Annotated in this window: 23 protein-coding genes; 8 read left to right on the top strand and 15 right to left on the bottom strand. The window is 57.3% G+C overall.

What is annotated here, in order from left to right; all coding sequences use genetic code 11:
• Positions 1–145 precede the first annotated feature (145 nt).
• From GWA01_RS08525 to GWA01_RS08470, 12 genes are all read right to left on the bottom strand, one after another.
• A complete protein-coding gene (locus GWA01_RS08525) occupies positions 146–892 on the bottom strand; it encodes a DUF4097 family beta strand repeat-containing protein (RefSeq protein WP_146796362.1) in 747 nt (248 codons plus the stop codon).
• A 15-nt stretch (positions 893–907) separates the two neighbouring features.
• Positions 908–1,312, bottom strand: a complete 405-nt coding sequence (locus GWA01_RS08520) for a hypothetical protein (protein ID WP_146796359.1) — start codon at positions 1,310–1,312, stop codon at positions 908–910.
• Positions 1,313–1,442: 130 nt separating this feature from the next.
• Entirely contained in the window at positions 1,443–1,862 is a 420-nt protein-coding gene (locus GWA01_RS08515) for a hypothetical protein (RefSeq protein WP_146796356.1), read from the bottom strand.
• Positions 1,863–1,951: 89 nt separating this feature from the next.
• Positions 1,952–3,385 (bottom strand): sugar porter family MFS transporter, encoded by a 1,434-nt coding sequence (locus GWA01_RS08510; RefSeq protein WP_146796353.1) that lies wholly within the window; start codon positions 3,383–3,385, stop codon positions 1,952–1,954.
• Between the two features lie 78 nt (positions 3,386–3,463).
• Entirely contained in the window at positions 3,464–4,495 is a 1,032-nt protein-coding gene (locus tag GWA01_RS08505; RefSeq protein WP_146796350.1) for an asparaginase, read from the bottom strand.
• 22 nt (positions 4,496–4,517) lie between these two features.
• Entirely contained in the window at positions 4,518–4,973 is a 456-nt protein-coding gene (locus tag GWA01_RS08500; protein WP_146796347.1) for a hypothetical protein, read from the bottom strand.
• Between the two features lie 11 nt (positions 4,974–4,984).
• Positions 4,985–5,542, bottom strand: coding sequence for a Fur family transcriptional regulator (locus GWA01_RS08495; protein ID WP_146796343.1), 558 nt, complete (start codon positions 5,540–5,542; stop codon positions 4,985–4,987).
• A 50-nt stretch (positions 5,543–5,592) separates the two neighbouring features.
• Positions 5,593–7,467: a phosphoenolpyruvate--protein phosphotransferase gene (ptsP, locus tag GWA01_RS08490; RefSeq protein ID WP_146796340.1), complete on the bottom strand. Its 1,875-nt coding sequence runs from the start codon at positions 7,465–7,467 to the stop codon at positions 5,593–5,595.
• Positions 7,460–7,744 carry an HPr family phosphocarrier protein gene (locus tag GWA01_RS08485; RefSeq protein ID WP_146796337.1) on the bottom strand — a complete coding sequence of 95 codons (285 nt, stop codon included), beginning with the start codon at positions 7,742–7,744 and terminating at the stop codon, positions 7,460–7,462. Before GWA01_RS08485 ends, ptsP begins: the two co-directional genes overlap by 8 nt.
• Entirely contained in the window at positions 7,741–8,172 is a 432-nt protein-coding gene (locus tag GWA01_RS08480) for a PTS sugar transporter subunit IIA (protein ID WP_146796334.1), read from the bottom strand. The genes GWA01_RS08485 and GWA01_RS08480 overlap by 4 nt, the downstream gene beginning before the upstream one ends.
• A complete protein-coding gene (rapZ, locus tag GWA01_RS08475) occupies positions 8,169–9,137 on the bottom strand; it encodes an RNase adapter RapZ (RefSeq protein ID WP_146796331.1) in 969 nt (322 codons plus the stop codon). The genes GWA01_RS08480 and rapZ overlap by 4 nt, the downstream gene beginning before the upstream one ends.
• Before the next feature lie 61 nt (positions 9,138–9,198).
• Positions 9,199–9,678, bottom strand: a complete 480-nt coding sequence (locus tag GWA01_RS08470) for an HPr kinase/phosphorylase (protein WP_146796328.1) — start codon at positions 9,676–9,678, stop codon at positions 9,199–9,201.
• On the opposite strand from GWA01_RS08470, the gene GWA01_RS08465 reads away from it, so the two are divergent.
• Both GWA01_RS08465 and GWA01_RS08460 read left to right on the top strand, forming a co-directional pair.
• Positions 9,678–10,031, top strand: coding sequence for an endoribonuclease L-PSP (locus GWA01_RS08465; protein WP_146796325.1), 354 nt, complete (start codon positions 9,678–9,680; stop codon positions 10,029–10,031). The genes GWA01_RS08470 and GWA01_RS08465 overlap by 1 nt on opposite strands.
• A gap of 163 nt (positions 10,032–10,194) precedes the next feature.
• On the top strand, positions 10,195–10,557 hold the full coding sequence (locus GWA01_RS08460) for a UrcA family protein (RefSeq protein WP_146796322.1): 363 nt from the start codon (positions 10,195–10,197) through the stop codon (positions 10,555–10,557).
• Between the two features lie 170 nt (positions 10,558–10,727).
• Here the strand turns inward: GWA01_RS08460 and GWA01_RS08455 are convergent, their stop codons facing one another.
• Together GWA01_RS08455 and GWA01_RS08450 are read right to left on the bottom strand one after the other, a co-directional pair.
• Positions 10,728–12,584, bottom strand: coding sequence for a stimulus-sensing domain-containing protein (locus GWA01_RS08455; RefSeq protein ID WP_146796319.1), 1,857 nt, complete (start codon positions 12,582–12,584; stop codon positions 10,728–10,730).
• Between the two features lie 46 nt (positions 12,585–12,630).
• On the bottom strand, positions 12,631–13,401 hold the full coding sequence (locus GWA01_RS08450; RefSeq protein WP_146797690.1) for a response regulator transcription factor: 771 nt from the start codon (positions 13,399–13,401) through the stop codon (positions 12,631–12,633).
• Between the two features lie 184 nt (positions 13,402–13,585).
• Between GWA01_RS08450 and GWA01_RS08445 the strand changes: the two genes are divergently transcribed.
• The 6 genes from GWA01_RS08445 to bla all read left to right on the top strand — a co-directional run bounded on the left by GWA01_RS08445 (position 13,586) and on the right by bla (position 20,098).
• Positions 13,586–14,215, top strand: a complete 630-nt coding sequence (locus GWA01_RS08445) for a nucleotide exchange factor GrpE (protein ID WP_146797685.1) — start codon at positions 13,586–13,588, stop codon at positions 14,213–14,215.
• 84 nt (positions 14,216–14,299) lie between these two features.
• Positions 14,300–15,205, top strand: coding sequence for a glycosyltransferase family 9 protein (locus GWA01_RS08440; protein WP_146796316.1), 906 nt, complete (start codon positions 14,300–14,302; stop codon positions 15,203–15,205).
• Positions 15,202–16,275 carry a glycosyltransferase family 2 protein gene (locus GWA01_RS08435; protein ID WP_146796312.1) on the top strand — a complete coding sequence of 358 codons (1,074 nt, stop codon included), beginning with the start codon at positions 15,202–15,204 and terminating at the stop codon, positions 16,273–16,275. The genes GWA01_RS08440 and GWA01_RS08435 overlap by 4 nt, the downstream gene beginning before the upstream one ends.
• Before the next feature lie 126 nt (positions 16,276–16,401).
• On the top strand, positions 16,402–18,339 hold the full coding sequence (gene thrS, locus GWA01_RS08430) for a threonine--tRNA ligase (RefSeq protein WP_146796309.1): 1,938 nt from the start codon (positions 16,402–16,404) through the stop codon (positions 18,337–18,339).
• 161 nt (positions 18,340–18,500) lie between these two features.
• The gene (gene infC, locus GWA01_RS08425; protein ID WP_146796306.1) at positions 18,501–19,025 is read left to right on the top strand and encodes a translation initiation factor IF-3; all 525 of its coding nucleotides are present in this window, start codon (positions 18,501–18,503) and stop codon (positions 19,023–19,025) included.
• A 191-nt stretch (positions 19,026–19,216) separates the two neighbouring features.
• Positions 19,217–20,098: a class A beta-lactamase gene (bla, locus tag GWA01_RS08420; RefSeq protein ID WP_146796303.1), complete on the top strand. Its 882-nt coding sequence runs from the start codon at positions 19,217–19,219 to the stop codon at positions 20,096–20,098.
• A 3-nt stretch (positions 20,099–20,101) separates the two neighbouring features.
• Here bla and GWA01_RS08415 read toward each other — a convergent pair whose 3' ends face one another.
• Positions 20,102–21,850 (bottom strand): tetratricopeptide repeat protein, encoded by a 1,749-nt coding sequence (locus GWA01_RS08415; RefSeq protein WP_228118512.1) that lies wholly within the window; start codon positions 21,848–21,850, stop codon positions 20,102–20,104.
• Positions 21,851–21,932: the final 82 nt, after the last annotated feature.

Genomic DNA, 21,932 nt, shown 5'->3' with positions numbered 1-21,932 from the left:
CCGTCTCCTGTTCCTGCAAGTGGTCGACGTGACCCCCCTCATAGAACTGACTTCCGGGTTATTGGGAATTGATACTCCCTACAACGGAAAATATAGCTCCCTCACGGGCAGATGATGTCACAGCTCAACGACAGCATTCTTCGTACTAGTCATGCGTGACCGTAATATTCGAGTGCGCGACATGAACCTTCACTACATCCCGGCCAGACCCAATGGTTCCAACGACGTAAAGGCGACGCGTCTTCTCCCCCAGACCATGCGTCTCCCACTCACCGGTCTCAACCTTGAGGCCGAAATCCTGAGTAATGTGGTATTTGCCAACCGTGCTGGCCGTCTCTGTCAGCCCAAGATCCAGCCTACCGTCAAAATCATGCGGCAAATGCAGGACGACATTCCCTGACGCTGTGCGGATATCGACACTCCGGGAGGTTCCGCCACTGCCGACCAATGCTGCCTTCACATCGCCACTGGCAGTCCGAACGTGCATATTAGACGTGACGGAAGGAAGATCGACATCTCCACTGGCCAGTTCAATATTGACCGTTCCTTCAACCTTATGGAGATCCACATCCCCGCTGGCACTGCGGATATCCACCGGTCCCGTGACAGTGTCGACGGTGATGTTGCCGCTGGCGGAATGAACATTCAGCCCACCAACAACTTTTCCTGCCTGAAAATCTCCACTCGCAAGATTAGCAGAGAGTGCCCCCCCAACTGACTGCACACGGACATCGCCACTGACGGTGTTGAGGGTCCCGCCTTCAGGAAGACTGTCCAACCGAATATCATCAGACAGCGTGCTCATGCTGAGAGGCGCAGCCATAGCAGGCAAAGCGGATGTGCAGAACAGTGCACCAAGCGTCGCAACGGCAAGATTTCTACGAATGTTCATGTCAGGGCCTTTCGATCAGAACGGGCGGGACGCGATGGAGCGCCCCAGAAGAGCTGCATGCACACCGCGAGCGATGGCCCAGATGGTCAGGATGGCCCAGCTGAGTGTGAGGCCCCACGGCACGACCATGAACACCAGCCCCAGACCACCTGTAATGGCCCCAAGGCCTGCAACCATCAGATGAAGCATTCCGATCAAGGCCAGGGCAAAAGCGCCATACCAGAAAAGACGGATCTGCCAGTCCAACTGCGCGCGTTTGAGGCCTGTTGCCGAACGGCGAGACATATGAGCAATCGTCACACCGATAAACGCCGTAATTCCTGTAAAAAATCCGACGGCATAAAGCACATAAATCAGCAGGACGAGATCGCGTCCGGCGTCAGCCCTGGCAGGCTCGTAGGGGGTATAGGTGGCGTACATTCCTGAACTCCTGGGTGCGCATGGCATCAACAAAAGTTCTGATGCAAACATCGTGCCAACACCTGTTTTCAGGCAAAAACACTCAGAGCTATTCTCGTCAAATGAGCCAAATGGCGCATTTCGCCAGTTTTCAGGAGCCTCCCCCGCCAAAGCGGCTGCCCACCGGAGGTCGATCCCGCATGAGTTCCCGCAAGCCAAAGACCAGCGAAATAAGCATGACGACGTTCCAGATCAGAAAAACGACAATCGGGACAAGAAAAACCAGCTGCCCCCAGCCAGAGCTGCCCGGAGGCTCAATGAAAAAGCAGCCGCCAAACAAAACACCAGACAGCATCAGCATTCCAACGTCCCACCAGAAAAGCCTTATCAGCCAATCCAGATGAGCACGCAAAAGACCGGACGCCGAACCACGCAGGACATACGCCACAATCACACCCACTAGCAGTGTGATCGCCGTGAAGAAGCGCGCAATATAGAGCCCGTAAACGAGCAGGACAAAGGCGTATCCGCTACTATCATCCCTCGTGGAAGTCGTGCGGAACTCGCCCATGTCAAAATCCTCAGTTTCTGCAGCACAAAACAAAACGTCCGACCCAAAGGGTCGGACGCATCGAAAAATCCGGAAATCGACGAAATATTTTACCGCCCCAGATGTCGCAGCTTGGTGCCTTTCATCAGGCGCTTCTCGATTTTCGCAAGCGACATGCCTTTTGTTTCAGGAACAAACAGGATCGTTAGCACCAGAAAGAGCGCATTAAGAGCCGCGAAAAGCCAGAAGGTTCCCGCCGATCCCAGCATCTGCATAAGAGAAAGGAAGCTCACACCCACCGCGAGGTTGGTCACCCAGTTTGTCAGCGTGGATATGGAAATACCAAAATCACGACCTGCCAGAGGCTGAATTTCCGAACACAGCACCCACATCAGCGGGCCAGCAGACATCGCAAAGCCAGCACAGAACACCATAAGCAAGAACACAGCGATGATCTGGGAGGACTGCGTTTCCATCCCATTATTCAGCAGGACACCCAGGAAGGCCATGCCAAGTGCCATGATAGTAAAGCCCGAATAGAGAATGGGCTTGCGGCCCCAGCGATCCACCAGACCCACAGCGACGAATGTGGCCAGCATGTTCACCAGACCGATGATAGCGGTGCACCACATCTGGGAATGGGCATCAAAATGCGCCGCCTCAAGAATTTTGGGGGCGTAATACATCACGATATTAATGCCCGCGAGCTGCTGCATGGCCTGAAGCATGACACCCAGAGCAACAGAGCGACGGAAATTCGAGTTGGTGCGGAAAAGCGCAAAACCGTTTTGCTTCGTCTGGAGCTGCTCACGGATTGCTCGGATTTCCTGCGCTGCTTCCAGCGGGTCATCACGTAGATCCAACAGCACCTGCCGGGCCTCCTTATGTCGTCCCTGAATGATCAGCCAGCGCGGGCTATACGGAAGAAACAGAACGCCGATCAGGAACAGAATGGCCGGAATACCCGCCACCCCGAACATCATGCGCCAGTCGTTGGTGTAGGAAAAATACGTGTCAGAGAGAAACGCTACGAAAATTCCGACCGTCACCATCAGCTGATAGGTCGAGACCATGGCACCACGAGTCTCTTCACTTGCTATCTCCGAAAGATAGAGCGGCGCAGTAAATGCAGAGATACCAACCGCAACCCCCATCACAACGCGGAAGACGATCATCGACGGAACAGACCAGCTCAACGCACAACCGATCGTTCCCCCCACAAAAACAGCGGCACCCAGAATGAGAGAGCGCTTTCGGCCCAATGAATGCGAGAGCCAGCCTGCACTGACCGCCCCCACAGCCGCACCCGCCATCATGGAGCTGACAACCCATTCAAGAGCGATCGTGGAAGCATGAAACTGCCTACCGAACGGTTCAAGCGCGCCCGCCACCACACCAATATCAAGGCCAGACATCAGGCCAGCCAGTGCCGCAATGACACCGATGGCAACGATCTTGAATTTCGTGGCGTCAAAAATCGACGACGCATTGTCATCGTCATCCACGTCCGATGTCATTTGTCCGGTCTCAACCTGGTCACTCATTGAGTCGCGTTACCTCTTTGTGAAGCGGACATTTTCCCCTACGTAAAAAATGTCCAATAATTTAATCTTATCACGAAATCAGTCTATTTCGATGGCTGACCGAAGCTCACCCACGATTCTGCCCTGCCAGTTCCGCATGATCTGCGTTGAAGCCTCAGCCAGAACAGCCCGGTCTGCATCCGTTTTCAGGACGCTCTTTGCGCCAAAGCGCTGCAGAAGGGCAGACATGGCCACTTCAGCAGCGCGGTTGGCGCCATCGTTGGTTTTCACTGCGATACCGAGGCCTTCCTCAGGAAGGCTGGCCACCATGACACCTTCGGCACCCATCTTGATAAACGTGCGCTCACCGAAATGGTTCATGATCTTCGTGTCATAACGTCCCGTACCCGCAACCATGAACGGGTCTGCGGCAACGGCCTTTCTCAGCCGGGCGACAGCATGCGCCCTGCCCTGCGAAAGACCTGCTCCCGTACCAAAACGTGCAAATCCATGGGCCAGTGCCCGCAAAGGGATCGCATAGGTTGGCATGGAACATCCATCTATGCCCCGGTTTTCGTCTCCATGATGCGCCCCTGTAACCGCCTCCAGAACGTCAGTGACCCTGCGCTGGATTTCGTGCCTGGGATCAATGTAACCCGCAGGATCGACCCCCTGATCACAAGCCAGACACACGAGCCCCGCATGTTTCCCGGAGCAATTGTTGTGTAATGGGCAAGGGGCATCGTGTCCCGCAACAGCCCACGCCCGGGCAGCCGGCTCATAAAGGGGCCAGTGCGCTCCACATTCCAAAGACGACATGTCCCGCCCTACAGATGCCAGCATGGACGCGGCAACGGCCGCATGCGCCGCCTCTCCACCATGAGACGCACACGCCAGAGCCAACGCATCATCCCCTAGCCTCAAACGGTCCGCAGCACCGCTCTCGACAAGTTCGATTGCCAGAAGGGATTTGACCGTAGAACGCGGAAAGACAGCGTCTTCGACGTCTCCGCTGGACCAGACAATCCTGCCATCCGCATCCACGACCACTGCGCGCCCCAGATGCCAGGATTCCACACGCCCACCACGCGTTACTTCCGCCAGAAGTCCTGCTGCCCCGTTCCCTGCCATAGCTGTTTTCCTGTATTGTTCGTCATGTGCCATCGCTGGCATTCTGGACCAGCACATAACATGCATGCCCCTCGGCCGTCCCTTTGCGCAGCCAGCGCCGGACAAGCCTGCGCCGAACACGCAGAACCGTCAGATCTCTGTCAGGGAGGTTTTCCGAAAGGGCGTTGACCATCACGATAGCATCCAGCAGCGCCAGATCATCCTGAAGGGGCAAACCTTCGCTCAGATATCGTGTGGCGCTTGCAGTGTCTGTCAGATGATAAAGAAATGCGTCGCCCGAGGGTGGTCGAAAATTCAGTGGCGAGAAAAGCTGAAGATCCACCTCAGGACCGGGAAGATGCGTCTGCGGGGGTGTCCACTCCAGCAGATCAGGCTGCACGTCGCCAGCAATTCTGTTGACATGCGCCCGACGCACCACAGGCGCAGGCCGCTTGGGAAGATCCTGAAAAAGCAGAGCGGGCCTTCGGGGATGGCGCACGCTCAAGACCGTCAGGCCTGATCGCTATCGGCTGCCTTGTCCTTGCGCTGGCACACGGCACACAGCCCCTCGATTTCGATTGTCGCAGATTCCGGCTGGAACCCCACGGCCCGGGCAGCTTCGAGGAGCACAACTGCAACGCTATCCTGCTCCAACTCCCGAGCTTTTCCACACCCTCTGCAGATCAGGAACTGTGCCCGGTGAACACCCCATTGCGCATGATCGCACCCATGCCCGCAATCAATGGCATGGGTACACCCGACAAATGCACTCAGCCGCTCAATCCGATGGATCAGACCGGTTTCTAGCAGGAAATCCAGCGCCCGATAAACCGTAGGCGGCGCAGCGTTGGCGTGCGTCGCCCTGAGTTTTGCCAGCAGATCATAGGCACCGGATGGTTTGACGTCAGACAGGATCAACCCAAGGACCTGCCGACGTGTCTCGGTCAGGCGTTGCCCGTGCTCACGGCACCAGATTTCGGCGCGATCCAGACGATCAAGAACAGGCGCCGGGAAAACCGGCGCTTCGGAGGAGGAAATCAGCGCTGCAGAAGAATCCAAAGAAACCATGATCTCAATATGGCATCACAGCACCCGAATACGATAGCTGTCTCATCGGATCAGGTTGCAAAGTTACGAATCAGATCCCGGATGACCTCGGAATCGGTTTCCAACATCACCTGCCTGCGCAATTGATCACAATCTTCCAGCGTGAGCGTACGAACCAGACGCTTCACGCGCGGAAGTGCTGCAGAACTCATTGAAAATGACCGAATCCCAAGCCCAATGAGCAACGCGACCACCCTTGGATCAGAAGCCATTTCGCCACAGACTGAAATCGGACGATGCGCCCGCAAAGCAGAGGTGGCTGTCATGCTGATCAAACGCAGAACCGCGGGGTGCAACGGGCTGTACCGGTCCGCCACGGCAGCGTCTGCACGATCCACCGCCAGAGTGTACATGGTCAGATCGTTGGTGCCGAGCGCAATGAAATCAGCGTATTGAGCCAACGAATCCGCCGTCAAAGCCGCGGCTGGTGTCTCCACCATGATACCGAGAGGAGGAAGTGTCTCCGGCATCGGCTCGCCACGGCGCTTGAGCCTGCGCGCGACCTTCTCATAGATTTCCCGTGCCGCCACGATTTCATCAGCAGACGTGACCATCGGCAGTAGAACCCGAACCTGCCCGATTGCTCCATCGGCAGAGGGAGCAGCAGCTCTCAGAATTGCAGAAAACTGAGCCTCGAGAACATCTGGCACCCGAAGAAGCAGACGCAGGCCGCGCAGGCCGAGCGCAGGGTTGTCTCCATCAGTAATACTGTCTGACAAACCGAGGCGCCGCATGCAGGCACGGCCTTTTTCGCCACCCCAGTCCAGCACGCGGATCGTTACCGGATGACCATCCATCCCTGCGACGATAGAGCGGTAAACAGCGGCCTGACCGTCTTCATCCGGCAGGTCTTCCCGCTCCCCGAAAAGGAACTCACTGCGAAGAAGTCCAATTCCTTTCGCACCATTACGCAAAAGCATGGGCAGTTCTGCCGGTAGCTCCAGATTGGCATGAAGCTCTATTGCCTCGCCGCCCTGCAACTGAGCCGGAAGGCGACGCAGGCGACCGTAACTGCGCTTTTCCTGTGCCTCACGCTGGGCTGCCTCACGGGCAAGACGCAGCTCAGCCTCATTTGGCGCGAGCGTAATTGTGCCCAAATGCCCGTCCACGACGAGCATGTCTCCCTCACCCACTCTTGCCATCAGATCCGGTACGGCAAGCACTGAGGGAATATCCAGGGCACGCAGCAGAATGGCCGTATGATCAGCGCCACCACCGCCCTGCGTCACGACAGCCGCAATTCTGGCCGGATCGATCATCGCGACATCAGCAGGCCGCAGTTGTTCGGCAACCAGAACCGATCCAGGTGCCAGACTTGAAAAAGCGCGATAGGAGATGCCTGTCAGATTCCGCAGCAGACGACGGCCAATTTCCTCGAACTCACCTGCAAGCCTCAGTGAAGAATCCGGCTGGGCGCCATCGCCCCGATCCGCCATTGCCTGCGCTGCCCGCGCAACCTGAAGCGCAAGAGACTCGCTTTCCTCCGCAACAGCCGCTTCCGCACAAAGGCCATCCTGCGCGATTTTCGCTCGCACCTGACGGATCAGGCGGGACGGGCCCAGCATCCGCTCATAGACCGTCAGTAGACTCGCTACTTCCTCCCGCCCCTCTTCCGGAAGGCCGCTCAGACGGTCGCGCATTTTCTCAATCTGACGTAATGCGCGCGTAATCGCGCCATCAAGCCGGGCCTGTTCCGCGTCGGGTCCAACTGCACTGAGACGCTGGGTGATCTCGGGAAGAGGTAATTCCTCCACACGCCCCGCCGGACCGAGGCTTATCCCCTGTGTGATGGCCTTGCCGTGCAGCACCTGCACCGAATGAGCGATTTTACGGGATGTAGTTTTGCGGGGCGTTCGGCTCGTGGCCTTGGAAGATGCCTCAGTCACGCTCGCCAAATCCGTCTGCAATGACGGCAGCCAGAGCATCCAGCGCTTCCTGCGCCTGAGGACCATGCGCGCTGAGGGTCACGGTCTCACCATGCCCGGCACCCAGCATCATCAAGCCCATGATCGACAGCGCCGAGACACTGTTTCCACCACGTGAGACTGTCACTTCAGCCTGAAACTGCTCGGCCGTCGTCACCATTCTGGCAGCTGGCCGGGCGTGAAGCCCAAGATGATTGACGATTGTGACAACACGCGGGGAAATAGTGGTGTCATTCATGATGCGCAGGCAATCCGCCCACCATGTAGACACGGAGCAGGCAATTGCGACGCAGCAGCGATATACTTGCGCCCCGCCATGGTTGCTTTTTCCACGCATGCAGCGAGGTCCAGGTCACCGCGTGTCTTGGCGATCTTTACAAGCATCGGAACATTCACCCCGGAAACAACCTCGACCCGGCCCGGCTCGCGCAGGGCAAGCGCCAGATTCGAAGGAGAGCTTCCGAAAATATCCGTCAGGACCAGAACACCATCGCCGGTATCAAGGTGGTTCACCATAGAATCCGCCTGTGGCCTCAGTAACGCCGGATCATCCGTATCACTGACACCCACAACGCCAATCTGCTGCTGAGGGCCGACAACATGCATCATCGTTTCCAGCAGCACTTCACCAAGGCGTCCATGTGTAACGAGCAGAAGCCCGATCATCCGCGTTCCTCGTTCTGTACGTCCACTCTCGTGAGGGGAGGCACGGCCCAGCGCCAGGACGAGAGGCCCTGGCGGGCTAGTTCACGATGCAAAACCATTATGGGGCCTACAGGCGCCGTTACCGGCAGCGTGCGGGCCAGTTCTTCAACGAGCGTCACCGAACGGTGCCTGCCGCCCGTACACCCGACCGCAATCGTTGCGTATTTCTTTCCCTCTTCCACAAACCGAGGAAGCACAAGGTTTAACAGCCCCTGTATATGGGCGAAAAACGCTGCATAGGAAGGATCTTCCTTTACATAGTCCACAACAGGCTGATCAAGACCTGTTTTGGGCTGCAACTCGGGATCATAGTGAGGATTGCGAAGGAAGCGTGCGTCGAAAACCATGTCGGCCTCACGCGGAAGCCCCGCAGGATAGGCGAAAGACATCAGGGCAACCGTCAGCCCCCCTTCGGTCCCGTCTCCAAAGCGCATTTCAATGAGATGGCGCAGCTCAGGGGATGGGAGGTCCGATGTATCAACAACCAGATCCGCCCGGGCTCTCAATGGCGCCAGAAGCTCGGTTTCTTTTTCGATTCCCGGGAGAACGGTTCCACTGGTTACCAGCGGATGACGGCGCCTCGTGGCAGTAAAGCGACGTAGCAGGATTTCGGGCTCCGCAGTCGCATAGACAAGCTGTACCTCATTTCCGGGAAGGCTTTTGAGCCTGACAATCCCTTCCAGAACCTTCCCCACCGCAAACCCACGACTGCGGACATCAATACCAATTGCAAGCTTGGCACCGGATCGTGTTACGAGCGCATCAAGAAGATTGAGGGGCGGATTATCCACGACCTCATATCCCAGATCCTCCAGCACACGCAGAATGGACGACTTTCCTGCACCGGACAGACCGGTGACAATCAGGATCCTTCTGGGGCCAAAACCTACTGGCGTTTCAGGTTCGGAAACATGCTCCGGCGTCATGTGCCACACTCTAGCCCTATTTTCGGCTTGTAGAAACAGTTTCGATACAAAGCCTGTCACGTCAGCTATCGCCGACCCCGGCATGCCATCCGTAAACACCCCGACACGCAAGAAACGCTGCCCTTATCCGGGCTACAGCCGCCGGATGCGATGCCTCCAGCCTCAGACTTACAGCACCCGTCAGAGGATCACGGCGGGACTCGGGGAGCCTGCTATCAGAAGCACCGAGTCCGACATGGAGCAGAATTTCTGCCCGTTCCACAAACGGCAGACGCAGAATACCAACACCCCGGACCTCAAGCAGCCCGCGAAGATTTTCAGGAGCGGTAGCGAATGCGTGATCAAGCTCAACCCGGTCATCTGCGAGCAGCACGAATCCCGCATCAATCATGCGCAGAGCAAGGTCTGATTTCCCCGCACCGGAAGGCCCGGTGAACAGAATCGCAAAGCCGTCGAGCGCAACACACGACGCATGGATGGATTGCAGTGCTCCGACAGCAGGGTTATGACGCCCGCAAGGCGGACCGGGAACCTGAACCATTGGGCACTTTCTCCACGAACGAAAACGTCACCGTCCACGGTGACGAAGTGACCTGCATAGATTTCAACGGCATGGGGCCAGTCGGGGACCGCCCCCAGCGCCTTAGTGACGAATGCAGGGTCGCATTGCAGGCGCTGACCACTGCCCTCGCGGATCACAGCCTTACACTGCAACACACACGCCATATTGCGGCAATGCTCCGCAGTGGCGACGATTTTGCACAGTGCCAGAACACGCTTCACGAAGCGCTCGCTCCCGCACATCCAGCTCTGACGCTCCGTATCGTGCAGAAATTTCCTCATCCCGATCAACGTATCGCCCTGAGTCTGATTGCTTCCCCACATCCATTTTGAAAAAATTGACCATTAAATGCTCTAGAAAGCCAAAATGGAGATTATTTTAGCTTCATGGCGAATTTTCTGAATATTTTTTGGCGCTCAATAAGGTTTGGCACGAGACCTGCATAGAGAAATTTGGACGCCATGAGCGTCAGTTTTCCGCAGGAGTTTTCGTGCCATGATCCGTCTTTCAATTCTTTCCGCAGCGCTACTTGCCGTATTCGCCGTTCCCTTAAACAATGCCCGGGCGAGCATCACCCCTTTTCCAAACACGCTGAGCAGCACCGTTAAACTTGACGGCCTGGACCTCACCCGTGACACGGATTGGAATGAAGCCAAGCAGCGCGTGCAGAAAGCCGCAGAATCTGTCTGCAGCAGCCTTACCCAGAACAGCGATGCATTTTCGACGGCTTTCACGGAATGCCAGGAAGACAGCGAAGCAAACGCACGCCATGATCTGGCGAAACTTCGGAGGTTGGCCCGCGTGAAGCAGGAAGCGCAGCAGACCCGCATTGCATCCGTCACCACACCACACGCCTGAAGAAGGGAGAAAGCGCCATGACCATAAGACCACTTGCCGTTCTGGTGCTCGCAATCCCCTTTGTCTCGACGCTTCTTTTTCTTGAAAATACGCCCCCACCGCAGGACACCCTAGTTGTCAGATCGTTTCAAAGCCGGGGCGTAGAGCACGGAACAGGCGTAGATCTTCGTTCAGGGCGCGCGCGGCAGGCGAACAACAAAACAGGCACCTTTGATCACGCCAGAAGCATCCATGATGTTTTCGGCAAACAAATTCCCACGAAGTGCGCTGATAATCTGCCTGCTGATGGCAAGACCCAGCCCCGAGTGCTGCCCGAAATTCTCAGTGTGCGGCCGCTCTGAATAAAAACGGTCGAAAATGCTCTCTAGTTTGCCGGGCGGAATGCCCGGCCCCTGATCGCTAATCGTGATTTCGACAACACTTCCCGTTCCCGGCCCGCTCCCCGCAACCTCTCGGGCACTCGCATGCAGCGCAATCACACCCTTTTCAGGAGAGAACGACACGGCGTTGCCGATCAGATTTCGTAGCACCTGAACAAGCCGGTCCTCAACAGCCAGAGCACGGAGCGGAGGAGTCTGTTCGCGTACATCCATGCGCAGAATGGGATCTTCGGGCTTGCGTGTGGTCTGATGCATTTCAGCAAGGATCGAAAGCAGAGCAACCACAGCCACAGGCTCCGGCCGCGCACGTGACAGCTCCGCATCAATGCGGCTTGCATCGGAAATATCGCTGATAAGACGATCCAGCCGCCTCACATCGCTCCCGATAATCCCCAGGAGCCGGTCCCTGCGTTCGATGTTCTCAATCCGCGGCAAAGTTTCGATAGCTGAGCGGATCGAGGAAAGCGGGTTTTTAATCTCGTGACTGACATCTGCGGCAAAACGCTCGATATCATCCATGCGTGCCCACAGAGCGAGCGCACTCCCACGAAGCGCACGTGCAAGGCCGCCGATTTCATCGCGTCTGGCCAGCAAACGCTCCGGCACGAGATCCGTCCGCCCGCTATCAGACGCACTCATGTCGTGTGACGCCCGTGCGAGGGTCAGCAATGGGCGCGCAATCGTGAGCGAAAGATACCATGACAGCAGAACCGTCACGGACAACGCGACCAGCACCAACGACAAAATGGATGACCGCACGGCAAACAGCGAGCGGTCCACTTCAGGAGCATGACGCGTCAGCTGGATTTCTCCAACCGTCTGTCCATCGTGAATGACGGGCTCCACGACCGTAATGACCAATTGCCTGTCCGCAGTTCGCCGAATGAACGGGGGAAGCTCGGACTGTGCTTTCAGGGGCTGGGCATCATTAGGGCCATCAGCATCGGAAACTGGCGTATCCAGAGTAGATATATCGCCGCTCGACGCCAGAGGCAGCAACGAGAGCAACCAGTCGTAGAACGTCTCCAACACGTTGTTACGCGGGGGGTGCCACGCCCCGTCTGCATCAATCGGATCGTTGGGTGCGACAGCCTGCACGTCCGACGCGCCATGAACGTGGTGAGGAAGGCCCCGGCTATCGGCGACAAGCTTTCCGTCAGGATCGAAGAGGCGGGCATGGGCGTTCGGACTTGGCTCCGTCAGGCTCATCAGCAGGCGCCGGGCCAGAGCCGTATCCAGCATCAGATCATCGCCCGGCAGAGAATGCCCTGCCGTTTTTGGCGCCTCGCGCACGGCAGACTGCCCAAGTGCGCCCGCATAGATATGTGCCTGCTCACGGAGCGTATTGACGTCCGTTTCGAGAAGACTGTTCTGAAACTGGTTCAGAAACAGCAGCGTCACCGCAAGAAGCGCGAGAGGGAGCGCATTCAGCAACAGGATTCGGATCAGCAATGGTGAGAGCAGGCGCTCCCGGGAGAATGCCACGGACGCTTTTGGAAAGCGCTGACCACGCCTCTGAATGGCACGCAGCAGAGGCGCCAGCCAAAGCCGCAGGAACCCGGCTCGGCGCCGTATATGGCGATGCTGACGCGCCTCTTCAGGCGAAACATGCAATGCGGGCACCGGAGAAGGCGGGCGATCAGCCATGCGTGGCAATACCTCTACGGGCGCAGACGAAACATCTCACCCCTGATTACTCATCCTTGTAGCGGTAACCGATTCCATACAGCGTCTCGATCTGGTTGAAGCTGTCATCAATCTGACGGAATTTCTTGCGGACGCGCTTGATGTGGCTGTCGATCGTGCGATCATCGACATAAATATTGTCGCCATACGCCGTATCAATGAGCTGATCGCGCGATTTCACCATTCCCGGACGCAGGGCCAGCGCCTTGACCAACAGGAATTCCGTGACGGTCAACGCAATATCGCGACCGTCCCACAGGCACTGATGGCGTGTCTCGTCGAGTGAAAGCTTGCCTCGGACGATTGCCGAACCAAGCGCCACAGCACCCGTCGCCTCTGCGCGGCTTGCATCCTGTCGACGCAGCAATGCACGGATACGCTCGATCAGCAGACGCTGGGAGAATGGCTTGGTGATGTAGTCATCCGCGCCGAGACGCAACCCCATGAGCTGATCAAGTTCCTCGTCCTTGGAAGTCAGGAAAATCACCGGCAGGGTCGAGCGTGCCCGAAGGCGCTGGAGCAGCTCCATGCCGTCCATGCGTGGCATTTTTACGTCAAGCACTGCCAGACTGACCGGCCGTGTGGTGATTCCCTGAAGCGCGCTTTCTCCATCCGTATAGGTGTGAACGACGAAGCCTTCGGATTCGAGCGTCATCTGGACGGAAGCAAGAATGTTCCGGTCGTCATCCACCAGCGCGATAATCGGCGCTGCAGCAGGAGCCGGTGCGGCTGGCGCCTGCGTTGCAGGCGGCACGTAAGGGGTGCGGGGCGTCTCCATAAGGGGTCCGTCTTCTGAAATCTGGTGCGTCATATCTCTATAACGTAACACGCACCGTGGCGGAAAATGGGCATTTCAATGACATCGTACACACATGCAACCCTTGTCTTCGTCACAATCGTCGCTATGTCGTGAAGAAGTGCGGGGCCGCACGATGGCCCGCCCCATAGAAAAAGGTCGTGACATGACAGACCAGAACACCACGCCGGAAACGCCCTACGACGCGCCTCACGCGGGCGTCGAGACTCCCGGCATGAACGAAACGTCCAACGATACTCTCGAAGAAACCACGCCTGAGGCCCGTATCGCCGCCCTCGAAGAGGAACTGGCCGAGGTCAAGGATCGCTGGGTTCGCTCAGAAGCGGAAAACCAGAACATCCGCACACGCGCCAAGCGCGAAGTGGAAGATGCCCGCCAGTATTCGGTGCAGAAATTCGCACGCGACGTGGTGGAAGCAGCAGAAAACCTGCAGCGCGGAATCGCGTCTCTTCCTGCGCATACGGATTCCGAAGACACACTCATCACCAAGCTGCGTGAAGGTCTTCAGGGCACGGAACGCTCCTTCCTTGGCATTCTCGAACGCCACGGCATCACCTGCGAAGACCCGACCGGCAAGCCTTTCGATGCAAACCTGCATCAGGCGATGGCCGAGCAGCCTTCTGACCAGCACACTCCTGGTCATGTCATGCAGGCATGGACGCCAGCATGGAAACTCAAGGACCGCCTGCTGAAGCCTGCCATGGTCGTTGTCGCCAAGGGCGCGCCCGACGCTTCTGCCAGCAAGGCTTCTGCTGGCCTTGATACAACGGCCTGATAGAGGCCGTCGCGGGGTCATGCCGAATCACCAACCCTCTTTGACGGTTGGCGTTTCGGTGGACCCTGTTAGAAAGCGGGTATCATGACCCGCATCCTCGTCATCAAGCTCGGCGCACTGGGCGACTTCGTTCAGGCTTTCGGCGCGTTCGCCTCCATTCGCGCAGCGAACCCCCATGCGTCCATCACACTCCTCACGACAGCGCCTTTTGTGGCTTTCGCTCAGGAAACTCCGTGGTTCGATAATGTCGTGACGGATGAGCGCCCTTCGCTCCGCAATCCTCTCGGTCTTCTGCGGCTTTCGCGCAATCTTCGCGGCTTCGATCAGGTGTTCGACCTTCAGACATCGGGGCGCTCAAAAAGCTATTTCAAGCTTTCTGACGCAGGATCATGGTGCGGAATTTCCAAAGGCTGCAGCCACCCCCACGCGAACCCTTCACGCAACGACATGCACACTTTGGCAAGGCTGGATGACCAGCTTCGCAGCGCGGGCATCACACCGATTGCCCGTGAAGTGCCAGCGTGGCTCAAAACGCGTGGCCCTCATATCAACGGCCGGTATGCGGTTCTCGTCCCGGGCGCCGCACCTCACCGCCCCCGCAAGCGCTGGCCTGTCTCCCGTTTTGCAGACATTGCATCAGCATTGGCAGACCGCGGAATCACACCCGTCATCGTCGGTGGAGACACGGACATCCCACTTGGTCAGGATATTCACGCCGCCTGCCGAGGCAGCATAGACCTCACAGGCAAAACATCCCTCCCCGACCTCGCCGGGGTCCTGGGGCATGCGGAGATTGTGATTGGCAATGATACCGGCCCGATGCACCTTGCTGCGGCGATGGATACCCCTTGCCTGACGCTTTTTTCTGGTGACAGCGACCCACGCCTCACGGCGCCGCTAACCATTTCTCCTCAAAAGACGAATTCGCTGATTGTCGCTGATCTGGCGCTTCTGCCAGCGTCGCGCGTGGAGGCTCTGCTGCCAGCATGACCGTGGTCCGTTGCGTGACGATGCAGAAAAACGAAGCCACGCTCCTTGAACCTTGGATTCTCTGGCACGGGGCCATTTTCGGTCTCACCAACCTGACAGTCATCGACAACGGCTCAACAGACAGACACGTCCTGAAAATCCTGAAAGCCTATGAAAAAAAAGGTGTTCAGGTTGTTCGCGAATATACGGAGCACAGCGATTTTCTGCGCAAGGGTGAGATCATGGCAGATCTGATCCGCGGCTGGGATAAGCAAAATCTCTGCGATTTTTCTTTACCCATGGATTGTGACGAGCTTCTTGCCCTGTGCCTGGACCGTCTTTCGGTCAATCCAGCAGAAATTCTGGCGCAGTTTGCAACCCTCGAGAATGAAGAAGCGACCCTCATAACGGACAGGCTCCTGCTGAATGTTCCTGAGGCTCCTGGATATTACCGCCCGCAATCTGTGCCGCGTGCCCTTTTCCGCGCAAACACGATCGTAAGCCTCGATCGTGGCCTGCATGCACCCGGAACCGTCCATGCCGATCGCTGCGTTCGGACGCCTTTTGTCTATATCCACCTGCATAACAGACCAGATTACGAAGATATCCGCAGTTTCGCGCGTCAGAAGCTGGCCCATCTTCCAGATGCATTTTCAGGGCTGCCAGCCTCCCCGGAGGCTGGCAGCAGCAAGGAAAGCTATCACCTTCGCTATTATTTCCTGGCGAGCTATGAAGATTTCCTGCGCTCGTATCGAGACACACCCGATATCTACGCCCCGATGATTGACCATCGCCTCACGGAGCTTGGTATCGACCCGGCATTGCTGCTTGGAACAAATATGGTGCCCCGACCACCCGTTACGGTCGCTGCGGGCTTTCTGGCGCATCGCACACGCCATGAGGGACGACAGCACGAATACGTTCTGTTTGATCCGCTTTTTTATGCTTACAGCAACGCGGACGTCGTGCGGGATGCGTATTATGGCATCTGGCCGATCATTCATTTCATGGATGCTGGCTGGCGTGAAGGGCGACAACCAAACGCCCAGAATATTGCGGCACTTGTCATCCAGACGCCCGATCAAGCCTGAAAACAGCGTAACGATACGCTCTTTTGTGTTGCTGGCACTTGCAGGTCGAGCACGCTTGAGGGCATTTACGCGTTCCATTTCTCCGTCAGAGGTCTGACGGAAGCCACTCGCAGAGGAGCGATCTCCATGCCCGCCATCACCTTACCCGACGGTAGCGTCCGCACGTTCGACGGGGCTGTGACGGGCACGACCATCGCAGCCTCGATTGGCCCGGGGCTGGCAAAAGCCGCCCTCGCCATGGAAGTGGACGGCAAGCTGGTCGATCTAGGGACTGAAATTGCCGCTGATGCAGGCGTAAAATTCGTCACGCGCAAGGACGAAGATTCGCTCGAGATGATTCGTCATGACGCAGCGCACGTTCTGGCAGAGGCCGTGCAGGCTCTGTGGCCAGAGACGCAGGTCACGATCGGGCCAAGCATCAAAGACGGTTTTTATTACGATTTCTCCCGTGAAAAGCCGTTCACTCCGGAAGACTTTCCAGCCATCGAAGAAAAGATGCGCGAGATCGTTGCGGCCAATGCGCCTTTCGTGCGCGAAGTCTGGGACCGCGACGATGCCATTGCTTTTTTCGAAGAGCGTGGCGAGAATTTCAAAGCCGAACTGATCCGCGACCTTCCGGAAACCGAGCAGATCTCGATTTACCGCCAGGGCGAATGGCTCGACCTGTGCCGCGGCCCGCATCTACGCGGCACAGCGGACGTTGGAACGGCCTTCAAACTGATGCGTGTCGCTGGTGCATACTGGCGCGGAGATCACCGCAACCCCATGCTGACCCGCATCTATGGCACCGCATGGCGCGACAAGAAGGAGCTGGACGCCCATCTCCTGCGCCTTGAGGAAGCCGAGAAGCGCGATCATCGCCGTATCGGCCGCGAGATGGATCTCTTCCACATTCAGGAAGAGGCGGTCGGCCAAATTTTCTGGCACTCCAAAGGCTGGCGCCTGTACACGGTTCTGCAGGATTACATGCGCCGCGCCCAGGAGCGGAACGACTATCAGGAAGTCCGCACGCCGCAACTTGTTGACCGCGCCTTGTGGGAAGCCTCGGGCCACTGGGACAAATATCGCGAGCACATGTTCATCGCGACTGTAGAAGACGAGGATAAGACACTCGCGCTCAAGCCGATGAACTGCCCGTGCCACGTGCAGATCTTCCGGCATGGCCTGCGCTCCTATCGCGAACTTCCACTACGCATGGCCGAATTTGGCGCCTGTCATCGCTACGAGCCCTCGGGCTCACTGCATGGCATCATGCGCGTTCGAGGCTTCACGCAGGATGACGCGCATATTTTCTGCACGGACGATCAGATCGCGGATGAAACCGCGAAGTTTGTGTCGATGCTGGCAGAGGTCTATGCCGATCTTGGGTTCGATAAATTCCGGGTCAAGTTCTCCGATCGACCGGAAGCACGCGCAGGCTCCGATGAGGTCTGGGACCGTGCGGAAGGTTCGCTTAAGAAGGCCTGCGCAATGGCAGGCGTCTCATATGAATACAATCCCGGCGAAGGCGCCTTCTACGGCCCCAAACTGGAATTCGTTCTGACAGACGCCATCGGTCGTGACTGGCAGTGTGGAACCCTTCAGGTGGATTATGTTCTGCCAGAACGTCTGGACGCGTCGTATATCGGCGAGGACAGCCAGCGCCATCGTCCAGTCATGTTGCATCGCGCCATTCTGGGTAGTTTCGAACGTTTCATCGGCATTCTGATCGAACAGTTTGCGGGCAAGTTCCCCCTCTGGCTGGCCCCGACGCAGGTTGTGGTTACCAGCATCGTGACGGATGCCGCCGAATACGCCCTCGAAGTCACGCAGGCTCTCAAGGCTGCCGGGCTTCAGGTTGAGACGGACATTCGCAACGAAAAGATCAATGCCAAGATCCGCGAACACAGCCTCGCGCGTGTTCCTGTCATTCTGGTGGTGGGACGTCGCGAAGCGGAGTTGAGACAAGTCGCCATGCGTCGTCTAGGGGGCGCGACTCAGGAAGTACTTTCACTCGAAGACGCCACAAAAACACTGTCAAACGAAGCTATGGCGCCTGATATCGCCCGCGCACGTCAGGTTTGATCGTAATCCCCTTGCACCAGAGCATGGGCAGGACTATGTGCAGAAAAACGGAATTGGCTTCCGCACATGTCCCGTCCTGCTCTGGCAGGTTGGATGTGGTGCCTGGTGAGCTGGTTTTCCGACGAAACTGACGACAGGAGCCGACCATAGCTAGACCGCCGATGCAACAAGCCGCGCCGACCCGCGAAGGACCGCGCGTCAACGAGGATATCCGTGTACCGCAGGTACGTCTGATCGACGCTGATGGTGAGATGATCGGTGTCATGACGACACGCGATGCTCTGGCACGTGCATTCTCGGTAGGTCTCGACCTGCTTGAAATCAGCCCCACGGCCGAACCGCCTGTTGTCAAGATTCTTGATTACGGCAAGTTCAAGTACGAGCAGCAGAAGAAGAAGAACGAAGCTCGCAAGAAGCAGAAGGTCGTCGAAATCAAGGAAGTCAAGGTGCGTCCAAGCACCAATGAAAATGACTACCAGACGAAGTTCAAGGCTATGCAGTCCTTCCTGAAGGACGGCGACAAGGTCAAGGTTTCCCTGCGCTTCAAGGGCCGCGAAATGGCTCATCAGGAGCTTGGCATCAAGATGCTTGAACGCATCCGGCTTGAGATGGAAGAGCAGGCGAAGGTGGAGCAGATGCCCCGTCTTGAGAACCGCCAGATGATCATGGTTCTGGCCCCGCGCTAAAACCTGTCAGTTCTGAGATACCAGCAGAAAAACCGGGCTTGATGGCCCGGTTTTTCTGTTTTCAGGGCCCGTATCCAAATCCTGGGCCAGCCACCACCCATGCATGACCTTTTCACATCTGTTGCAAACGACAGCACTCTGCGGGCAGACATAAGAACACCCGCGGATCTTTTCGTGAAAAGAATAAAAACATGCCTCGTCCTTACATGACACGACGTCTGTTAACGGCGGGAATTCTGCTGTCCTCTCTCCCAACCACGCTCAGAGCTGCCGAAGATGATGTTCATCGCAAGCTGGCATGGATCGAACGCAAAAGCGGGGGAAGGCTGGGCGTCTGTGCGTATCTTTCAGGAACAACGAGACCTGCTGTCACGTATCGCGGTGGGGAACGCTTCCCGATGTGCAGCACCTGCAAGGCGCTGTTGTCCGCAGCCGTTCTGGCACGGGTCGACAGAGGACGGGAGAGCCTGAGTCGAAAGATCCTGATCCGCCCTCAGGATCTCATGCACTATTCGCCCATCACTCAGCCACACATTGGAACGGCTGATCTGACACTGGGGGATATGTGCAGTGCAGCCGTCAGCTACAGCGACAACACGGCCGCCAATGCGCTTCTTCGGGTGCTGGGTGGCCCAGCTATGGTGACAGCTTTTGCGCGCAGTATCGGCGACACGGTGACCAGACTGGATCGCTGGGAGCCAGCACTCAACGAAGCCCTTCCTGGTGATCCAAGAGACACCACAACTCCCGAAGCTATGAGCCGCAATCTCACACAACTTCTTAGCGGCGATGCGCTTTCCTCTGCATCGCGCCGGACACTGCTGGAATGGATGGTTGCCAATCAGACTGGCGATGCCCGGATCAGGGCTGGTGTTCCCAAGAGTTGGAGAGTCGGAGACAAGACTGGAACGGGAAGTCGTGGAACGATCAACGACATCGCTTTCATTATGCCTCCCGAAAAGACGCCATTCGCCCTTTCGATCTATCTGACTGGAAGCCCCCTCTCCGCAAATGCGGGGAATGCGATCATCGCAGAAATTGCCCGGACAATTGCAGAGATGATGGTGGCCTGATTTTCACGCGACCCCAGCCAGAGTCGTCCGATAGATGTCTACCACCTGCCCCAAAAGACCCGCAGCTTCCGCTATGACTGGCGCCCAGTCATGGGCTTTTTCCTGACGGATGATACGGGTCTGAGGATACCACGGGGTCGTACTGACGTTCTCCCCCCAGCGCCAGCACCCATCTGCACGCGATAGCACCCACACCGGCACACCGAGCCCTCCAGCCAGGTGCACAATCGATGTATCAACACTGATCAGAAGGTCGATGCCGGACAACAAGGCAGCGGTATCCAGAAAATCGGTTACGCCATCCATTGCGTCCGTAATGGGAAAGGGTGCTGTAGAAATCTGTTCGCGGGCAACCCCGAATTGGAAACTGACGAAACGCACGCCTTCAACGCGGGCCAGCGGTGCGAAATCCGCCAGCGTCATACTCCTACGGCCATCAGTGTGTGCAGCGGCCTTATCATGCGGGCGCGGGTCGCCTGCCCAGACCAGCCCTACGATCAGATCTGGCTTATCTCCCTTCCCCGCCACTGTGTGCCGGAGCTTTTCCCCAGATTCCTTCTGCATTTCCGGGCAAACGGACAGATATGGCGCGGCTGGAAAATTAGCGGGAATCAAGCCAATTCGTGCAGGAACACTGAGCAACGGACAGTGATAATCAATGGGAACACTTCCGTCCCATGCCGCATATACGCCAGCCAGCCCTTCAACATTCTCCATCAGCCTGACGAGAGCCGGGGGCACGTGTGCCAATACACGGACACCAAGCCTTGCCACATCCTGAGCAAGGCGAATGAACTGGAGCGTATCGCCAAACCCCTGCTCCGAGTGCAGAAGAATCGTTTTGCCGGTAAGATCCTCTCCATGCCAGAATGGAACCTTGAGGTCTGTTCGCATGCTCTGACCGTGGAGCCATCGCCAGTCATACTCTGCCCAGCCTGTTGCGAAGGCGCCATTTTTGAGAAGAGCCACTGCTCTACCAAAACGGGCGGGCGCATAATCCGGGTCAACCACCACAGCCCGGTCATAGAACTGGAGTGCCTCCTGGCTCCGGTTAAGGCACTGCAACGCATAACCCGCGTTATTGAGTGCCATAACATCCTCAGGCCGCGCACGAATTGCCTCCAGCGCACAGGATAATGCATTTTCAAAATTGCCGGATCGCGCATATGCAGTGCCCAGATCGATGCGATAATCGATGTTCCCGGGCTCGGCTCTGCATAAGCTTTCAAACACGGCAATGGAGTCTGCCACACGGTTTTGCATCAGCAGTACCGTTCCCAGACGATGCTGCACGCGTGGAGCGGGCTGCTTTTTCAGGCTTCGCTCGTAAAAAGCCTCGGCATCCTCGAATTGTTCCAGAGCTTCATACAGACCGCCAACCTGAAACATCATTCGGGCAGTTTCGGGCAGTTCCCGAATAGCAACACACAGTTCCGAAAGCGCCTCTTGCGGGCGCCGCGCGCCCGTCAATGCCGCAACGAGGAAAAGGCGTGTTGTGGCTGCATTCTCACATTCGAGCGCCCTGCGGAAATAGTAGTCAGCCTCCACAAAATTCTGCGACCGAAGCGCAATCCGCCCCAACATCAGAGACGCAGGAAGCGGGAACTCTTCCATGGCCGCTAACGCAGAATTCCGCGCCTCGTCGAGCAATCCGCTGCCAAACAGCAACTCCGCATTCTCGAGTTCCTCTCTCCTCCCTGAAGCGGCGCAGGCGGTCTGCTCAAGAGACGTTTCGAGCTGGCTATGGGGCATGGGGTATCCTTTCCACGCCACACTGCCTGAGCTTCCTTAAGGAAACTCTAAAGGCAGAAAAGGCTTTTTACCCCTTCACTTC

It is taken from the genome of Gluconobacter wancherniae NBRC 103581, from assembly GCF_007988885.1.
Lineage (GTDB): Bacteria > Pseudomonadota > Alphaproteobacteria > Acetobacterales > Acetobacteraceae > Gluconobacter > Gluconobacter wancherniae.
Note: the sequence above shows the minus strand (reverse complement) of the source record. Positions and strands in the feature narration are given on the sequence as shown.